A 15910-nucleotide genomic window follows, 5' to 3' on the forward strand; every position below is an offset into this window, starting at 1 on the left:
GTCAGCCCTACGGGCTGACGGGCCACGCGTTCATCGCAATGCTCACGATCTGAAGAAGGCGGTCGAGCGTCGCGCCGTCACGCGCCTGGACCGCCAAGCCGCGCGACAGCGCGCTGTAGTAGGCTGCGAGGGCATCGACATCGGTCGCGGCCGAAACATCCCCCTCTTCAATACCCTTGCGGAGTCTTGCCGCCATCGCCTCCTGAGCGTTCCTGCGGTGACCTGTCATCGTCGCGCGCAAGCCTGCGAGACTGGGAGCCACATGCGTGCCGGCCAGCGAGATCATGCAGCCGCTGGGATGATCGGCGCTCGAGAATTCCCGCGCGGCCGCCTCCAGGAGGTTGCGGAAGGCGGATTTCGTATCGGTCTCCTCGGAGAGCACGCCTCGAAACAATTCGCCTGACGTCGCGAGATACGCCTCCACCGCTTCGCGATAGAGCTGCTCCTTGCTGCCGAAGCTGTTGTAGAAGCTTGACGGGCTTAGCCTCATCGTCGCGATGAGGTCGTCAAAGGACGTACCTTCATAGCCCCGCTCCCAGAACAGATGCAGCGCTCGCTGCAACGCGGCCTTACGATCGAAGGATCTTGGTCGGCCCGGACCGCGCCGGGGCTCTTCCTCTATTTTTGTCGCCATCGCTCCAAAACCTCTTGATCAAGCTCCCGCTTCCTCCTACTTCTATTATAGGAGCGGATGCTCCAATATTGTAGCCCGAAGCTGCGATGACCCTGACGCCACGAGGATGAGTCGATGATCAAGCTGAGTCTGTTCCTGACGCGCCGCCCGGACCTCTCGTTTGAGGAGTTCAGCGACTACTGGATGAACATCCACTGGCCGCTGGTGAAGACTGTGCCAGAGATCACCGAGAACGCCATCCGCTACGTGCAGCAGCACAATATTGGCGCCGTGCCCGGTCCCGTGACGCCAGCCCCCTTTGATGGCGTCGCCGAAGCCTGGTTTCCTGACATGGCCGCGGTCGGCCGGGTCATGGGATCGGACGGTTGGGCGAACGTCGTGATGAAGGACGATCCGAACTTCCTCGACGTTTCCAAAACGCTGGTGATGTTTTCGGAGGAGAAGGTCGACTTCAAGGCCTGATCTGCGAGAACAACGGGCGGTCTGAGCCACTGTTGCCTCTTTCCGAGCCCGGGGCGGTGGCTGGCAATCGCGCGATGGGATCAACAAGCGTCTCGCTGCAGCCCCGACGTCGCTTCACGTGAACTGTCTCGCGGCCTGGGCCACGCAATCGCCGCCACCTTCATCTTCTGGATCAATCAATGAGTGCTGAGCCTAGGCGTTTAGCTGCCGGACCTGCGGTCGCCGACGCCGCCGCGCGACTGTGCCCTTTGAACTAAGCCGCGAGCGAGGGTTCTACAGTCGCTTCAGGACGAAGTCGAACTTAGCTTTCCACTTGGTCGTCGCGTCGACGAGCGGCTCGAAGGCGACAATCAACATGTCCTTCACCCCAAACACGGAATCCGACTCCAGGTACGGGTCTCCCGCGACGAAGATGTGTGTGCAGAGGCGATCGTAGCCGTTCGCGCCAACCAGGAAATGCACGTGCGCAGGGCGGAAAGGATGACGTTCGAGCTGTTCGAGCATTTGCCCCACGGGTCCGTCATTTGGAATGGGGTAAGAAGTCGGCTTGATCCCGACAAAGCTGTATCGACCGTCAACGCCAGCTCTGAAGATGCCACGGTTGTTGAACGGCGGCTGTATGTCAGGCTGCTGAACGTCGTAGAAGCCTTCGTCGTTGTCTGACCAAACGTCGACATAGGCGTTGTCGATTGGATTGCCGTCAAGGTCGAGGACGCGGCCCTCGTAAAGACAAAGCTCACCTTTGCCATCGAGGTTGATGTTGTCACCCATCTGCCGTTCGGGCGACCCGTCGACGTGGAATGGTCCAAACACCGTGTTCTCCGTGGCACCGGTGGGACGCCGATGGTTGATCGCGTCCACCAGCATCGAAACACCGAGCACGTCCGAAAGCAGGATAAATTCCTGCCGCGTGTCGCTGCACATCTGCCCAGTACGGGTCAGAAACGCGATTGCAATCTCCCACTCTGCCTCGGTAAGTTCGACATCGCGAATGAAACCATGGAGGTGATTGATCAGCGACTCCATAACGGTACGAAGACGAGCATTCGTTCCATCGCCCATCCTCGCGAGGACCGTTTCGACCGAGTTCTGTTCATTAAGGTACTTTGACAATTCGACCTCCTCTCGGACGGGCTCCCAATTCGGGCCGCCCTCCGACGCGATCCCTAGATCGTTTTTCCGAGCGACGCTTCGAGCTGGGCGAGTTCCTGCCCACCGGCCATCAAACTTTGCAGTTCTTCTGATGAGATATGCCCACGATCGGCCGTGCCAAGCGTCTTGCCGCGGTTGAGAACGGTAAACCGGTCTCCGACCGCCATCGCGTGCCGGACATTGTGGGTGATGAACACGACGCCGATGCCCTTCTTGCGTACCCGGTCGATTGTCGTCAGCACATTGGCGGTCTGGCGCACCCCAAGCGCCGAGGTCGGCTCATCGAGAATGAGTACCTTGGCGCCGAAATAGACGGCACGCGCGATCGCGACGGTCTGTCGCTCGCCTCCCGACAGAGTGCCCACCGCCTGACCCGGCTCTCGCAAATTGATACCCATTTGCTTCATCTGCTCGAGTGTGATGGCATCGGCCTTCTTGAAATCCAGCCAGCGTAAGGGTCCGAAGCCGGCCTCTGGCTCGCGGCCGAGCCAGAAATTCCGGCTGACGCTCATCAGCGGGATCATGGCAAGGTCCTGATAGACGGTGGCGATACCGGCAGCGAGCGCCTCGCGAGGGCTTGTGAAATGAACGGTGTCGCCCGCTATCCTCATCTCGCCACCAGTCGGGGTGTGGGCTCCCGACATCGTCTTGATGAACGTCGACTTACCGGCGCCGTTGTCACCGAGCAGGCAGTGACATTCACCCGGCATGACGCTGAACGACACGCCGGACAGGGCGATGATGCGGCCAAAGTGCTTCTGGATGTTGATCATTTCCAGGATTGGCGTGGTCATCACCTCTCTCCAGTGATTGAGCGGCGGATGTACGTGTTGGCCACAACTGCGCCGAGAAGGATTGTGCCAAGGAACACTCGGAAGAGTGAGCTCTCGACGTTGGTGAAGAACAGACCCTGCTGGACCACACCGAAAATAACGGCACCCAGAGCGGCACCCACCACAGACCCATAGCCACCGGTCAGCAGCGCACCACCGATGACGACACAAATGATCGCCTCGAATTCCTTCATAATGCCGCGATCGGACGCAGCCGACCCGAACTCGATCGCTTGGGAGATGCCGAGGAGCGCTGCGCATATTGCGGCAACGATAAACATCAGTACCTTCACTCGAGCCACGGGAACCCCGACGTTGCGGGCAGCCTGCGGGTCACCGCCGGCAGCGTAAATCCAGTTGCCGAACTTGGTACGGGTCAGAACCCACTGCCCGACGATCACCAGGCCGATGGCCCAAAGTATCAGCATGGGAATGCCATCGACGATCGGTTGCCCTGCCCGCGTACCTCGGGTGTACGTTTCGATGATGCCCTGCTGACCCAGCCATGTGAACAGGCCTGTGAACGCTTTACCTCCGAAGAGCCAGGCGATGGGGTCGCCCGCTGCCGCATCACCGATACCCGATACGACCGGCTGTTTGTTGAAGGTGATCGCACTCCAGATCGTCGCGCCGCGAAGGATGAACATGAAGGCCAGCGTCACGACAAAAGACGGAAGACCCGTGCGAATGACGAGTACGCCGTTGATGGTGCCAATCAAGGCACAGACTACAAAGGTCAGCAGGATCGCTACCCAGACTGGAATGCCAACGTGGATGACCAGCAATCCGAACACCATGCCGGAAAAGCCCGCCATGGACCCGAGCGACAGATCGAACTCGCCTGCGATCATCAGCAGCGACACGCCCACGGCCAGCACGATGAACTGCGCCGAAACGGTGCTCCAGTTAATGACACCGTCCAGGGCGAACATCTGGGTGCCGCCGGCGAGAATGAGGAAGAAAGCGAACACGGCTGCCGTGCCGCCAATTGCTCCAAGCTCCGGGCGAACGAGCGCTCGACGCAGGAGTGAGTTCCGCTTGAGGCGATCGTCGGTGCTAGTTGTGGACGTCATCTGATCTTGCCCGCAAAAGGGATCTGTAAGAAAGGAAGGGCGGAAGCGCAGGTCGCTTCCGCCCCCCGGGAGGCGAGGCGCTTACCGGTACTTGCCGGCCAGCGACTCGACGAGAGTAAGGTTGTCCTTCGTGACGAACCCTGGCCCCGAAAGCACCGAATTGGCCTGCAGCACGCCATAGCGGAGATCATTGGTCAGCGTGATGACCGGCAGGTAGCCCTGCAGGAAAGGCTGCTGGTCGATGGCGAAGTTGATGACGCCATCTTTGATCGCCTGCGAAATGTCGGGATTGAGATCGAAGGTCGCGAAGTAGATGTCGCCCGCCATCCCATTGTCTTTCAGCGCTTTGATCGTCGGAATCGCCGTCATGGGGCCGAGGGTCAAAACGGCGCCCGTATCCTGATGGCTCGAAAGGTAAGCCTTCACTCGGTTGGCGATTTCCGCTGCGTCGGTACCGGAATCGATCATCTGCTCGCCCAGAGGCACGCCCAGACCTTCCGCGAAGCCTTCACAGCGCTGCTGCCCCGCCACATTGGGGAACAAGCTGTTCACGCAGAGGAACGACTTCATGCCTTCGGCTTTTGCTCGTTCACCGGCGCCCTTGCCGGCTTCATATTCAGGCTGACCGACGTGGAGCAGAGCACCGAGTTTTTTGGATTCCTCTGCCGTGCCCGTGTTCATCGTCACGACAGGGATACCTTGGGCAACCGCGTCCGCGATTGCGCCGCCCACTGTTTCGAGATCGGGGATCGTAACGATGATCCCGTCTGGCTTCTCGGCGGTCGTCTGCTGGATAATGCGCACCATGTCCGCCAAGTCGCCGGACGGCGGATTGCGGAACGTGACGGTTGCACCGACTTCCTCTGCAGCCAAGCTGGCGCCGTTCTTGACGGTGTTCCAGAACGTCTCGCTGTCAGGCGAATGGTGGATAAGGACGTATTTCTCGTCGGCAGCGCTTGCTGACTGTACGACGCCCATTGCGGCTGTTGCGGCGAGACTCGTCAACAGCATCGCCTTAAACGATAGGTTTTTCATCTGCTCCTCCATGTTGGTGACTGTCGCTCTACTGGCGCAATTGGGTTCTCCGCCTTGCGCCACGGTCCCCCTCAACCGCCAGCGTGGGATTTATGCAGCTATCTTGTCGTGGGATGAACTGGGGCCGGCACAAAACACTATTGCAGATCACGCAATAATTGCCGGCAGAACGCCGTCCGCATCACGACCAAGGCAAAGTCGGCATGAATTGGGCCATGGACGCGACGTCGCCTTTCACAATGAGACTAGCCAGGCTCGCGGCGACAAACCAAAGGCGACGATGATCTTCGCATCTAAGCCACATCTAAGCCCAAGCCCCCAGAGATGGGAGCGGAGTGCTCTATTGACGCGGACAGCCCTCCCTCGAAGGCTTCGTCCGGATCGGGAAAATCCACTCTGCTGCGCTGTATCAACCAGCTCGAGGTGATCTCCGCTGGCCGGGTTCGCTTGAGCGGAGTCCTTCAAGGATATCGGGAGATCGATGGCAAGCTGCACCAACTCTCGCAGCGCCAGGTTTCGGAGCAGCGTCGCAGAACCGGCATGGTGTACTATCGGCGACGGATGATGCCGATTGCATCTTTCATCGTCGTGACGCGCCCGCTTACCCCCGAGGAGGTCGAGGCGACCCTGCCCGGCAATCGGAACTACACGAACTCGCTCAACATCGCCAACTACTTCCGGTTGACCCCGGACAACCGACTCTTGTTCGGCGGGCGCGCGAAGTTCTCGGCTGCCTCGAACCAGAAGACAGACGTGCGTTCCGGCGAGCTTTTGCGCAAGCAGATGCTCGATGTGTTCCCGCAACTGGCCGATGTCGAAATCGACTATTGCTGGGGCGGTCTCGTCGGCTGCACCCAAGACCGCTTTCCGCGCGCCGGCACCGCCGATGGCCTGATCTACGGCATGGGCTATTCAGGACATGGCGCGCAGCTCTCGACGCTGATCGGAAATGTCCTGGCGGATATTGCAATGGGCCGCACGGATACCAATCCAATCGGCGGCATGGACTGGAATGCCGTCCCGCTGCATACGGGCAAGCCGTGGTTCCTGCCAATGGTGGGCACCTATTATCGGCTGAAGGATATGCTTGCCTGATCCCGCCGACAGGCCCCCAAAGCGGCCGACCCGACACCGCCATCTCGGCACGCGTTGAACTAGGACCTGGCCACCTGGTCGCAGGCATGCGGTCTAGCCTGCGACCTTGATGAGCGCCCGCTCGATGGCTGCAAGGAAGAGGTCGACATGCTCGGCCTGGCAAACGAGCGGCGGGCGCACTTTAAGCGAATCCTCGTTGGCCCCCGTCGTGCTGATTAGGACGCCGTCGTCGCGCATTGCGTTCACCACATCCAGCGCCATCGCCCGCCGGCTTGCCGCCGGGGCGCCATCAAGTCCGATGTCGATGCCAAAGAACAGACCGGCGTTTCGGATAGCACGAACTCCATATGGCTGCTGCGCGATTTTCTCCAGCCCGGCTCGGAGGCGCTGGCTCATGGCAAGCGCTTTCTGGGGGATCTGGTCGCGCTGCAGGATCGCCAGCACGGCGTCCGCGGTCGCTATGCCAACCGTATTTCCGGCGAACGTGTTCGAGTAGCGAGCTGTGGCGCCAAATTGCTCCATCGGCGCTTTGCGACCGACGACCGCGCCAATGGGAAATCCATTGCCCATCGGCTTGCCGAGGGTAGCGAGATCGGGAACGATCCCGTGCCGTTCAAAGCCCCACATATGAGCGCCGGTTCGCCCAAAACCGGGCTGAACTTCGTCGGCGATGACGAGACCACCTGCCTCTCGCACCGCCGCAACTCCTCTGGCAATGAAGCCAGGAGGATCGACCCATACGCCATCGCTGGAGAAAATACTGTCGATGAGCAGGGCCGCAACGCCGATGCCACGACGGTTCAGATCAACAATGGCCGCGCGTACTTGCGCCTCGAAAAAGTCCGCAGCTTGTGATTCCAGCACACCCGCCGGCCCCGGCAGGGAAACCATGCGCACGAATGGGCTGAGCTTGATGGCGTCGCCCAGGTTCGGGGAAACCGCGGCGACTGCCGCGCTGGTGCCGTGATAGGCGTAGCTTGAGACGATCACGCCTTCGTTGCCGCTCGCAAATCGCGCGATACGCAGGGCCAGATCGTTGGATTCGCTCCCCGTGCACGTAAAAACCACCCGGTCGAGCTCGCTTGGGAAAGTGTCGACCAGTCGCTCGGCATAGTCGACAAGTTTTGGCTCGAGATAGCGCGTGTTGGCGCTTATCCGGCCCGCCTGCTCAGCCATTGCGGCGTTTACTTCGGGGTGGCAATGGCCGAGCGACGGCACGTTGTTGTAGAAATCAAGATAGGCACGCCCGTCGGGGTCGTAGAGCCACATGCCTTCGCCGCGAACGAAGTGCACGGGCCGGCGGTACTGGAGCCGATAGGAGCCCCCAAGTACTTCGTCACGGCGAGCAATCAGCTCGGACTCGCGCCTCGGAAGGTCGGATTCGCCGGGCCTGTAGCGATTAGGCATGAGATCTGTGGACATGTGCTGCTGCCTATCTGAAAGAGTACCTTGATCAATTCGCGGTTCGTCTTTTGGTTAGCGTGCCGGTCGAGCGAACCGAATGCGTTACGGCCGATACGACGACATTGCCGCCAGGACTGCCTCCTCGCCCGATGCGACACCAAGAGGCGCCAGGATGGAAAGGCCGTGCTCGGCACGCGCGACATTCTTTTTGATATATTGGGCATCGGCCGGAAAAAGGTGGGATCGCCAGTAGTTGACCAGGATCAACGCGCTTTGTCGCGCCCGCATCAGTCCGACGAGCAGTCTTGCTTCCAGTGCCGAAAGTGCAATGACAGAGGCGTAGCCGGCAATAAGGTGCTCGGCTCCACCCAAAGGAAGGGTCGAATCCCGTACGACGTGACTTGCTGCGATCGCCAGGTCCTGGATCCTGGGGCTCCAGCAGCCATCGCCGAAATCGATGAAACCCATTCCCTGGCCTGTCACCATCATGTTGAACGGGCTGGGATCATTATGAGTTACCTGCCACGCCACGTCAGGGATTTGTGGCTCAACGAACTCCGCATACTCCGACATCGCGACGCGTACGCTATCGGCAACGCTCCCGGATGGCAGGTATTGCTCCAGTTCCATCAACCTCGACCAGCAACCGACATGCCAAAGAACGGGACGGTGAGCCGCGGGCGCACTGACCAGTTCAAGAGCCAGGTCCAGCCGGGCAAGAGCACTGCCGGTTCGAAAAAGCAGGTCTGGAGTTGGCGTCGCCTGGTGCAGCGGAATGCCCTCGATCCGGGTCTGCAAGTACCCGCATGTCCCCTCTTGCTCGAACATCCCCTCTTGCTCAAACATCCCCTCTTGCTCAAACATCAAGGCGCCGCTGGTCGTGCAGAGCACTTCGGGTGCAACGAAGCCGGTGGCCCCTTGCAATCCGGCCATGGCGGCGGTTTGAAAACGAAAGCTGTCGACCGCCTCCGGTGTTGTCGACGTCTTCAGGATCAACCGGCGGCCGTCCGACAGGTTGACCTCAACGGTGCGCTCAACCTCGGAGGACAATGTCGCGATCGATCCCGTCAGTCCGTAGTGGCGCTTCAGCAGTGCCGCCGACATGTCGGGTTCGGATGCGCCCGGCCGCATCGCCAGGCTTGCGGCGGCAGCGCGAAAATAGGCTTCGGTCGAAGCTGCCGCGTAAGCCAGACGGTCGCGTCCTGCCGTCATAGAGCCATCGGGCTGACCAGCTTCTTCATCGGGGACCAGATCACCATAAGCACCCAATTCGAAAGACCTCGCCTGTTGGGACGGTTGTTCTTCATGCTTCGACAGATGGAGCGCTCCAGCGACGGCGCCCGCAGTTCTATTTCTCGCAGTTGAGACGGCGCCGCTGGCTCTCGCAAAAATATGCGCCCTACCCTGCAAGGCCCGGCCCATCCTCGCTCTTAGAGTCCGAATACGCCCGGCAGCTGCGTCACATCGCGGATTTCGGTGTATTCGTAAAAGGGATTGGCCGGCTCGTGGCCGCGATTGACCCAGACCTTGCTCTTGATCCCCAGATCATAGGCAGACATCAGGTCGTGGCGGAAAGACGAGGACACATGCGTGATATCCTCCGGGCCGCAACCCAGCATGTCGAACATGTATTCGAACGCCTTGAAGTGCGGCTTGTAGGCACCCGCCTCTTCAGCGGTCAAGACGGCATGAAAGGGCGCGCCAAGCTTTGCCACGTTCGACGGAATCTGGGCCACCATGGAGTTCGTCAGGGTGACCAAGGGAATTTCCTTGGCCAGTTTGGCCAATCCCTCGGGAACGTCCGGATGCGGCCCCCAGGTCGGGATGCGGTTGTAGATCGTTTCGGCGTCTTCGGCACGAAACGCGACGCTGTTGCGGCGGCAGGTGCGTTCCAGTGCGTTGTGAACGACATCTGCATAAGGCTTCCAGTCCTGCAGCACCTCGTCGAGGCGGTAGCCCTGGAAGTTCCTGATGAATTCGTCCATGCGCGGCCCATCCAGAAGATGACCGAACAGGTCCCTGGCGGCTTCCGCCATTTGGAAATTGATGAGCGTGCCGTGGCAATCAAAAGTCACGTATTTCGGCCGGAAGCGATCCATGTACTTGGTTCCTGTCAATCTGCCCTATCAGCCGAGCATAATCGCAGGCGTTTGGCAGAATGTGCCGCAATGCATGGTCATTCAGCAGAAGGCCCTCCGGTCGACCGCCAAACCAGCACGCCCTTTCGCAGTGCTGTCTCTTTCGCCCCCGCCTGAGCCGATACGGGCGCAAAGGCGAACTTATTTTCTTAGTTTAGCTGTTCTCAAGCACCTGCCGCTTGAATGATCTCTCGGACTCTGCGGTCAGCCAATCGCGCAATGCGGCGAGGCCGGTTGAAACAATGACCGACTTCGGATGGATCAGGCCGTAGTCCGTCCCGTCGCGATCAAAGCCGAGTGGTGCTTCCAATCGCCCATTCGCGACGTCATCCGCTGCAATCGCCTGGGGGGCAAGAGCAACGCCAAGACCACCCAAGGCGGCTTCTGCCATCAGGAAATGATGATCCAGCAATCGGGTCGTTCGAGGACGCGGCGCATCCATGTGCGCGTCCAACCACGCTTCCCATGCATCCGGTCGCGTCCGTGATCCGAGCGCCACATAGTCGCCACTCTCGAACCGCTTGCGCAGGGATGGCAGCATGACCGGACCAACCCGCTCCGGCATCAGCCTGATGATGGTCCATTCCGGGTCCACCAGAAAATCGAGTCGGCGGATCGCAAGCGTCACCCGGTCACGCGCGAAGTCGAGCCCTCCGCCGCCGGTTGACAGATGCACCTCGACATCCGGGTATCGATCCTGAAACCCAGACAAGCGGGGGATCAGCCAGCGCATCGCCAGCGAGCGCTCGCAGGACAGGATGATCGGAATGGGCGTCGAGCTGGATCTGATTTCTGCCAAGGCATCAGTGATTAAATGGAACGCTTTGCCGGTTGCCTCCGCCAGCTTCGCGCCATCGGAGGTCAGACGCACCCCTCGCCCGTCCGCTTCGAGCAAACGCAGACCAAGATCGGCGGCCAGTTTGGAGACGCGGCGGCTGACTGCACCATGCGTCAGAGCGAGTTCGGTGGCCGCAGCACGCACAGATCCCAGACGCGCCACTGTTTGGAAGGCACGCAGATCGTCCAAAGAAGGCACGTCAGATCGCTTCATTGGTGATCACATATCACTACTAATCGTCAGATCATATGGATAATCGTTGCCGATCGTTCGGCTATTATCACCGACATGAAGCGGAACACATCTTTCCAGGTCGGGATAATCGCCGACGATCTGACCAGCGCTACCGACGGCGCGGCGGCCTTTCTCGCGAGAGGCTACGCACCTGTGATCAAGCGACAGGTCGACGGCGCGGAGAATGGAGCTATCGCTTCGATCGATACCAATAGCCGCGCCTCCGACATCTGGCAGGCGACAAGGGCTACGGCCGACGCTGTGTCGGCCCTCTCGAATGCCCGCCTTCTGTTCAAAACGATCGATTCGACCCTGCGCGGCCATATCCGCGAGGAAGTCGCCGCCGCCTTTCGCGCCAGCGGCCGGAGCAGGCTTGTCATCGCTCCAGCCTTTCCCGAAGCGGGGCGGCTCACCGTCGGCGGGATCCAGACGGTGAACGGCATCCTCGTGAGTCAAAGCGTCTACGGCCGTGATCCAGTCCATCCCGCAGGCACCTCGCACATAGCCGATCTGATCGACCCGTCCCTGGGGATACCGATCATTCTCGCCCCAGACAGTTCCGGCGATGCGGCGACGAAAGGGTCCATTCTGATCCTCGACGCCGACAGCCAGGAGGTACTGAACCGGCAGGTCGCCAGCATCCCCGATCCTGAGACTGTTCTTTGGGTGGGCTCTCCCGGTCTCGCCATCGCGCTGGCATCGCTGGTCCCTGCCGTGCCGGATGAACGCCCGGTAACGGGCAAAGCCGCTGGGCGGGTGGTGATCGTCGCAGGAAGCACCAATCCGGTGACGCGCGTCCAATGCGAGACCTTGCGTGTACGAGGCGTTCCCGTCGTCAGCGACCTGGCCGACGCTCCCGGCGACACCCGTGTGATTTGTCTTCGGGCACCGCTGCAACGGCAGGAGAATGCCAGCGCGGTGATGACGAACCTCGCCGGACAAGCAGCCGCAGCGGTCGCCCGGCGCGACTATGACGCACTGATCGCCACCGGCGGCGAGACGATGGCGGCGATCCTCGACCGCCTCGGCATCAGCCGTTTCTGTCTCACCCGCGAACTGGAGCCCGGCTTTCCGATCGGCCGCGCCGAACGGGCGGACGGAACGCCGCTTACCATCGCCATGAAGGCCGGAGGCTTCGGCTCACCCTCTGCACTCCTTGATGCCGCCCGCGACCTGCTGGCAAACCGCTTCCTGAAAGGCTCTGATTCATGACCGCCCATGACGCTCCTCTCGCCGTGACCATGGGTGATCCCTCCGGCATCGGTCCCGAGATCATCGCAAGAATGTACCTCCGTCGACCGGACAAGCGACACTGGATCGTCGTCGGTGATCCGCTGGTGATGACCCACGCCCTTTGCGCACTCGATGCTGATGTGCGGGTTCGGCCGATCGCTTCCGTCGATGAGACCGTGCTCGATGACGGAACCCTCAACGTGCTTTGCTCCTCGCAGCTTTCCGCCCTGCCACCGGTCAGCCAGGTTTCGGCCGTCAGTGGACGCGCGGCGTTCGACGCCATCGTTGTCGCGATCGGACTGGCGCGGGACGGTTGGGTGGGCGGCATCGTAACGGCGCCGATTCACAAGGAGGCCCTCGCAGCAGCCGGTCTGCACTATCCCGGCCACACCGAAATCCTGGCCGATCATGGCGGGGCTCACAAGGTCGCCATGATGCTGGCGAACGAGGACATTCGCACGGTTCTTGTTACCATCCATTGTTCGCTGTCCGAGGCGATCCGCAAAGGCGATTTCGCGGCGCAGATGGACGCGATCCGCTTGGCCCATGCCGGTGCGCAGGCGCTCGGCATCACCCATCCGCGCGTCGCCGTCGCCGGCCTCAACCCGCATGCCGGCGAAGGCGGTCTCTTCGGAGACGAGGAAATCCGCATCATCCGGCCGGCGATCGAGGCGGCCCGTGCCGAAGGCATCGACGCCTCCGGCCCATGGCCAGGCGACACCGTGTTCATGCAGGCCCGTAAGGGCCGTTTCGACATCGTGGTCGCCCAGTATCACGACCAGGGTCTCATCCCGGTCAAATATATGGGCCTCGACCATGGCGTGAACATCACGCTGGGCCTGCCATTCGTGCGCACCAGCCCCGATCACGGCACCGCCTTCGACATCGCGGGGTCCGGCGTTGCCGACCCCTCCAGCCTTGAGACCGCCTTCGACTACGCCCTTAGGCTGAAGGCCTCCCTCCCGAACCAGAAAGCCGACACCCCATGACACAATTCGACTTCATCTTCATGCTGACACGCAACGACCGCACCGTGACCGATGCCGCCGTCCACGCCGAAACGGCGCTCGGGGCCGGAATCCGCCACATCGGCTTCAAGGACATCGGCCTGCCGTTCGATGCGCTTGCCGGCCTCGCCCGCCAGATCCGCGAGGGTGGAGCCAGCACCTATCTCGAAGTCGTATCGCTCGACCGCGACAGCGAGATCCGTTCGGTCAAGGCGGCGATCGACCTCGGCGTCGACTTTCTTCTCGGTGGCACCCATGCCGAAGACGTGCTGCCGCTGCTGGAAGGGACGCCCATCCGCTACTATCCGTTTCCGGGTCGCATCGTCGGGCACCCGAGCATTCTCGAAGGATCGGAGGCCGAGATCGTCAAAAGCGCCGTCGCGCTCGCCAGCCATCCCGGTGTCGCCGGTCTCGACCTTCTCGCCTACCGTTCGGCAGGCAATGTGCCGTCTCTGATCGACGCTGTGTGCCGGGCCGTGCCCAAGCCCGTTATCGTCGCGGGATCGGTGGACCGGCCGGATCAGATCAACACTATTCGCAACAGTGGCGCAGCGGGGTTTACCGTCGGTACCTCCGCGCTGGACGGCCGGTTCCCGGCGGAGAGCCCCGCGCTGGAATTCCAGCTGCGGGCGATCTCGGCGTGCCTCGAAGGACATCAAGAGAGCGTGGGAGGTTAGTCCTGGTCAAAATAATCACAAATTGAACTCAGCACGGCGGAGCTTCCTTAGAGGCAACATCAGCGACTCGTGGGATTATCCGCTTCGGCCGCGCTCACAACGGACGTTATTCAAATCGGCGCCGCAAATCTGTGACCGCCTCGGGGCTGAGGCATTTTACGGGCCTGTCCCCCAGCAGAAGAAAGAGCTTTGCTGTTTCTTCCAGTTCCTCAAGGGCATATTGCGCCTCGTGCAAAGTCCTGCCGGAGACGACGGGGCCATGATTGGCAAGAAGCAGCGCGTGATGCGATTTCGCCGCTTGACCAACGGCTTCGCCCAACATCTCGTCGCCGGGAGGATAGTAGGGAACAAGAGGCAGGGTACCGACCCGCATGACGTAATAGGCTGTCAGTGGCGGCAGCACATCCTCGTGATTGGTTCCTTCGAGAACGCTTAAAGCAACACAATGGATCGAATGCGTGTGGATGACCGCGCTGTCGCCTGGCCGCGCGCAGTACATGCAGCGGTGCAGGAACGCCTCCTTGGTCGGCTTGTCTCCCTTGAGATGCGTGCCATCTGGCGACAGCAGCGACAAGCCCGCGGGATCCAGCCTGCCAAGCGAGGCGTTGGTCGGCGTCGTCAGGATGGAGCCGTCCGACAGGCGGGCGCTGATATTGCCGGTGGAGCCTGCCGTGAGGCAGCGCTCGAAAAGCGAGGCGGAAACCTCGCAAATCTGGTCGCGCAATTTCGTTTCTTCGGAAAGGACGGCGGTCAAAGGAGCAAATCCCGAGCTTTGAGAAAGAAATCGTCAGCGCCGAAATTCCCGGACTTCAAAGCAAGCGCGACAGGACGGTCCCGCCCAAGGCTCCTTGTCCATGGCACACCGGGATCGATCTCGGGTCCTATCTCTACGGCCGGGATTTGCAATGCGGCAGCGACGGCGCCCGACGTCTCACCGCCGGCGACGATGAAGCGGGAGAAACCCCTCGTTTCCAGACGCGATGCCGTTGCTGCAAGGACCTCCTCGACGATCGTTCCCGCCCGTTCGCGGCCGAGTTCATCCTGTGCCGCACGCACATCCGCCGGTTCTGCGCTCGAATAGATCAGCGGGGTAGCGTCCGGGTGCTGATCGCAGGCCCAGCTGGCAATCTGGTTTGCATCCAGCTTTCCCTGCGCCATCGCCAGGACGTCGAGCTTTTTCAGTGGAATTCCAGCCTCCCTGGCGACGGCGATCTGGCGGCGGGTTGCTGCGGAGCACGACCCCGCGATGACGACGGTTCGCCCATGTGGCGCGGCGTACCGGCCTTGCATGGGAGACTTCGGTTGGAAGCCGAAGTTCTCCGGCAAACCGAGGGCGATGCCGGATCCGCCGGTAATCAGCTGCAACGACCGGGCCGCGCGACCGATGGTGCGCAGGTCCGTGTCGTCGATGGCGTCGACAACCGCTATGCGGACGCCGTCCCGGGTGGCGCCAGCAAAACCGGCTTCGACGGCGCTAGCCCCACGGCTGACGGTTTCGTGACCGATCAGCCCTACCTTCAGGTCGGTCTGCCGTTGAAGAACCCGCACGATGTTCGCGTCCGTCATCGGAGTGAGGGGGTGATCCCTCATCGGGCTTTCGGACAGCAGGCTGTCCCCGACGAAGAGGTGCCCCTTGTACAGGGAGCGTCCGTTCGCGGGGAACGAAGGGCAGGCGATGGCGAATGGGACGTCCAACGTATTGAGCAGGGCCTCGATCACGGGACCGATGTTGCCGGCGGGCGTCGAATCGAAGGTTGAGCAGTATTTGAAGAAAAGCTGCTTCGCGCCGCCTGCTTGCAGCGCAGCCGCTGCTTTCAGTGTATCCGCGACGGCCAGATCGGCGGCGACGGTTCTGGACTTCAGCGCGACGACGACGGCGTCAGCGCCTCCGAAATTGAAACCCGGAGGCGGCGTGCCGATCGTCTGCAGGGTGCGCATGCCTCCTCGCGACAGCATGAGGGCAAGATCGGTTGCGCCCGTCAAATCGTCTGCGATTGCCCCGAGCAACATGAAACAATTCTCCCTCTTGGCCGGTCAGGATGAAGTGTAGCTCCGCTACGGCGCCATGAAGTGCTGCCGAGGCATGGGCTCCCGC

At 61.4% G+C, this 15910-nt stretch carries 15 protein-coding genes and 1 pseudogene; 5 read left to right on the top strand and 11 right to left on the bottom strand.

All coding sequences use genetic code 11. From position 1 onward, the window contains the following. Window positions 1-7 precede the first annotated feature (7 nt). Entirely contained in the window at window positions 8-562 is a 555-nt protein-coding gene (locus BQ8794_RS13615; RefSeq protein WP_210189835.1) for a TetR/AcrR family transcriptional regulator, read from the bottom strand. Window positions 563-748: 186 nt separating this feature from the next. Between BQ8794_RS13615 and BQ8794_RS13620 the strand changes: the two genes are divergently transcribed. Further along, the gene (locus tag BQ8794_RS13620; RefSeq protein ID WP_077378167.1) at window positions 749-1096 is read left to right on the top strand and encodes an EthD domain-containing protein; all 348 of its coding nucleotides are present in this window, start codon (window positions 749-751) and stop codon (window positions 1094-1096) included. 273 nt (window positions 1097-1369) lie between these two features. Here BQ8794_RS13620 and BQ8794_RS13625 read toward each other — a convergent pair whose 3' ends face one another. The 4 genes from BQ8794_RS13625 to BQ8794_RS13640 all read right to left on the bottom strand — a co-directional run bounded on the left by BQ8794_RS13625 (window position 1370) and on the right by BQ8794_RS13640 (window position 5189). Then, window positions 1370-2209 carry an intradiol ring-cleavage dioxygenase gene (locus BQ8794_RS13625; protein ID WP_077378171.1) on the bottom strand — a complete coding sequence of 280 codons (840 nt, stop codon included), beginning with the start codon at window positions 2207-2209 and terminating at the stop codon, window positions 1370-1372. Window positions 2210-2262: 53 nt separating this feature from the next. After that, complete coding sequence (locus BQ8794_RS13630; protein WP_077378173.1) at window positions 2263-3042, bottom strand: ATP-binding cassette domain-containing protein; 780 nt, start codon at window positions 3040-3042, stop codon at window positions 2263-2265. Further along, complete coding sequence (locus tag BQ8794_RS13635; RefSeq protein WP_077378176.1) at window positions 3042-4154, bottom strand: ABC transporter permease; 1113 nt, start codon at window positions 4152-4154, stop codon at window positions 3042-3044. Before BQ8794_RS13635 ends, BQ8794_RS13630 begins: the two co-directional genes overlap by 1 nt. An 81-nt stretch (window positions 4155-4235) precedes the next feature. After that, window positions 4236-5189 (bottom strand): sugar ABC transporter substrate-binding protein, encoded by a 954-nt coding sequence (locus BQ8794_RS13640; protein ID WP_077378394.1) that lies wholly within the window; start codon window positions 5187-5189, stop codon window positions 4236-4238. A 546-nt stretch (window positions 5190-5735) separates the two neighbouring features. Here BQ8794_RS13640 and BQ8794_RS13645 point away from each other — a divergent pair. Further along, window positions 5736-6284: pseudogene (locus BQ8794_RS13645) on the top strand (NAD(P)/FAD-dependent oxidoreductase); the annotation flags it as partial. Between the two features lie 93 nt (window positions 6285-6377). Here the strand turns inward: BQ8794_RS13645 and BQ8794_RS13650 are convergent. The 4 genes from BQ8794_RS13650 to BQ8794_RS13665 form a co-directional block, all read right to left on the bottom strand. Next, entirely contained in the window at window positions 6378-7706 is a 1329-nt protein-coding gene (locus BQ8794_RS13650) for an aspartate aminotransferase family protein (protein ID WP_077378179.1), read from the bottom strand. Between the two features lie 84 nt (window positions 7707-7790). Next, window positions 7791-8957, bottom strand: coding sequence for a phosphotransferase enzyme family protein (locus BQ8794_RS13655; protein ID WP_244554940.1), 1167 nt, complete (start codon window positions 8955-8957; stop codon window positions 7791-7793). A 161-nt stretch (window positions 8958-9118) separates the two neighbouring features. Then, entirely contained in the window at window positions 9119-9787 is a 669-nt protein-coding gene (locus tag BQ8794_RS13660) for a haloacid dehalogenase type II (RefSeq protein ID WP_077378182.1), read from the bottom strand. Between the two features lie 193 nt (window positions 9788-9980). Further along, window positions 9981-10877 (bottom strand): LysR substrate-binding domain-containing protein, encoded by an 897-nt coding sequence (locus BQ8794_RS13665; protein WP_077378185.1) that lies wholly within the window; start codon window positions 10875-10877, stop codon window positions 9981-9983. Window positions 10878-10952: 75 nt separating this feature from the next. Here BQ8794_RS13665 and BQ8794_RS13670 point away from each other — a divergent pair, with 75 nt between their 5' ends. The 3 genes from BQ8794_RS13670 to BQ8794_RS13680 are packed head-to-tail and all read left to right on the top strand — an operon-like array spanning window position 10953 to window position 13815. Then, entirely contained in the window at window positions 10953-12110 is a 1158-nt protein-coding gene (locus tag BQ8794_RS13670) for a four-carbon acid sugar kinase family protein (protein ID WP_077378188.1), read from the top strand. After that, window positions 12107-13120, top strand: a complete 1014-nt coding sequence (pdxA, locus tag BQ8794_RS13675) for a 4-hydroxythreonine-4-phosphate dehydrogenase PdxA (protein WP_077378191.1) — start codon at window positions 12107-12109, stop codon at window positions 13118-13120. Before BQ8794_RS13670 ends, pdxA begins: the two co-directional genes overlap by 4 nt. After that, entirely contained in the window at window positions 13117-13815 is a 699-nt protein-coding gene (locus tag BQ8794_RS13680) for a beta/alpha barrel domain-containing protein (RefSeq protein WP_077378194.1), read from the top strand. The genes pdxA and BQ8794_RS13680 overlap by 4 nt, the downstream gene beginning before the upstream one ends. Before the next feature lie 106 nt (window positions 13816-13921). Here BQ8794_RS13680 and otnC read toward each other — a convergent pair whose 3' ends face one another. Continuing rightward, window positions 13922-14569, bottom strand: a complete 648-nt coding sequence (otnC, locus tag BQ8794_RS13685) for a 3-oxo-tetronate 4-phosphate decarboxylase (RefSeq protein WP_077378197.1) — start codon at window positions 14567-14569, stop codon at window positions 13922-13924. Then, window positions 14566-15825: a 3-oxo-tetronate kinase gene (otnK, locus tag BQ8794_RS13690; protein WP_077378200.1), complete on the bottom strand. Its 1260-nt coding sequence runs from the start codon at window positions 15823-15825 to the stop codon at window positions 14566-14568. Before otnK ends, otnC begins: the two co-directional genes overlap by 4 nt. Between the last annotated feature and the right edge of the window lie 85 nt (window positions 15826-15910).

The sequence above is a fragment of the Mesorhizobium prunaredense genome, from assembly GCF_900156895.1.
Taxonomy (GTDB): Bacteria; Pseudomonadota; Alphaproteobacteria; order Rhizobiales; family Rhizobiaceae; genus Mesorhizobium; species Mesorhizobium prunaredense.

Bases quoted from the DNA above. Each gene is read 5' to 3' on its own strand.
- BQ8794_RS13620 (WP_077378167.1), top strand. From the start codon at position 749: ATGATCAAGCTGAGTCTGTTCCTGACGCGCCGCCCGGACCTCTCGTTT.
- BQ8794_RS13660 (WP_077378182.1), bottom strand. From the start codon at position 9,787: ATGGATCGCTTCCGGCCGAAATACGTGACTTTTGATTGCCACGGCACG.
- BQ8794_RS13680 (WP_077378194.1), top strand. From the start codon at position 13,117: ATGACACAATTCGACTTCATCTTCATGCTGACACGCAACGACCGCACC.
- pdxA (WP_077378191.1), top strand. From the start codon at position 12,107: ATGACCGCCCATGACGCTCCTCTCGCCGTGACCATGGGTGATCCCTCC.
- BQ8794_RS13630 (WP_077378173.1), bottom strand. From the start codon at position 3,042: ATGACCACGCCAATCCTGGAAATGATCAACATCCAGAAGCACTTTGGC.
- BQ8794_RS13640 (WP_077378394.1), bottom strand. From the start codon at position 5,189: ATGAAAAACCTATCGTTTAAGGCGATGCTGTTGACGAGTCTCGCCGCA.
- BQ8794_RS13665 (WP_077378185.1), bottom strand. From the start codon at position 10,877: ATGAAGCGATCTGACGTGCCTTCTTTGGACGATCTGCGTGCCTTCCAA.
- otnK (WP_077378200.1), bottom strand. From the start codon at position 15,825: ATGTTGCTCGGGGCAATCGCAGACGATTTGACGGGCGCAACCGATCTT.
- BQ8794_RS13670 (WP_077378188.1), top strand. From the start codon at position 10,953: ATGAAGCGGAACACATCTTTCCAGGTCGGGATAATCGCCGACGATCTG.
- BQ8794_RS13650 (WP_077378179.1), bottom strand. From the start codon at position 7,706: ATGTCCACAGATCTCATGCCTAATCGCTACAGGCCCGGCGAATCCGAC.
- BQ8794_RS13635 (WP_077378176.1), bottom strand. From the start codon at position 4,154: ATGACGTCCACAACTAGCACCGACGATCGCCTCAAGCGGAACTCACTC.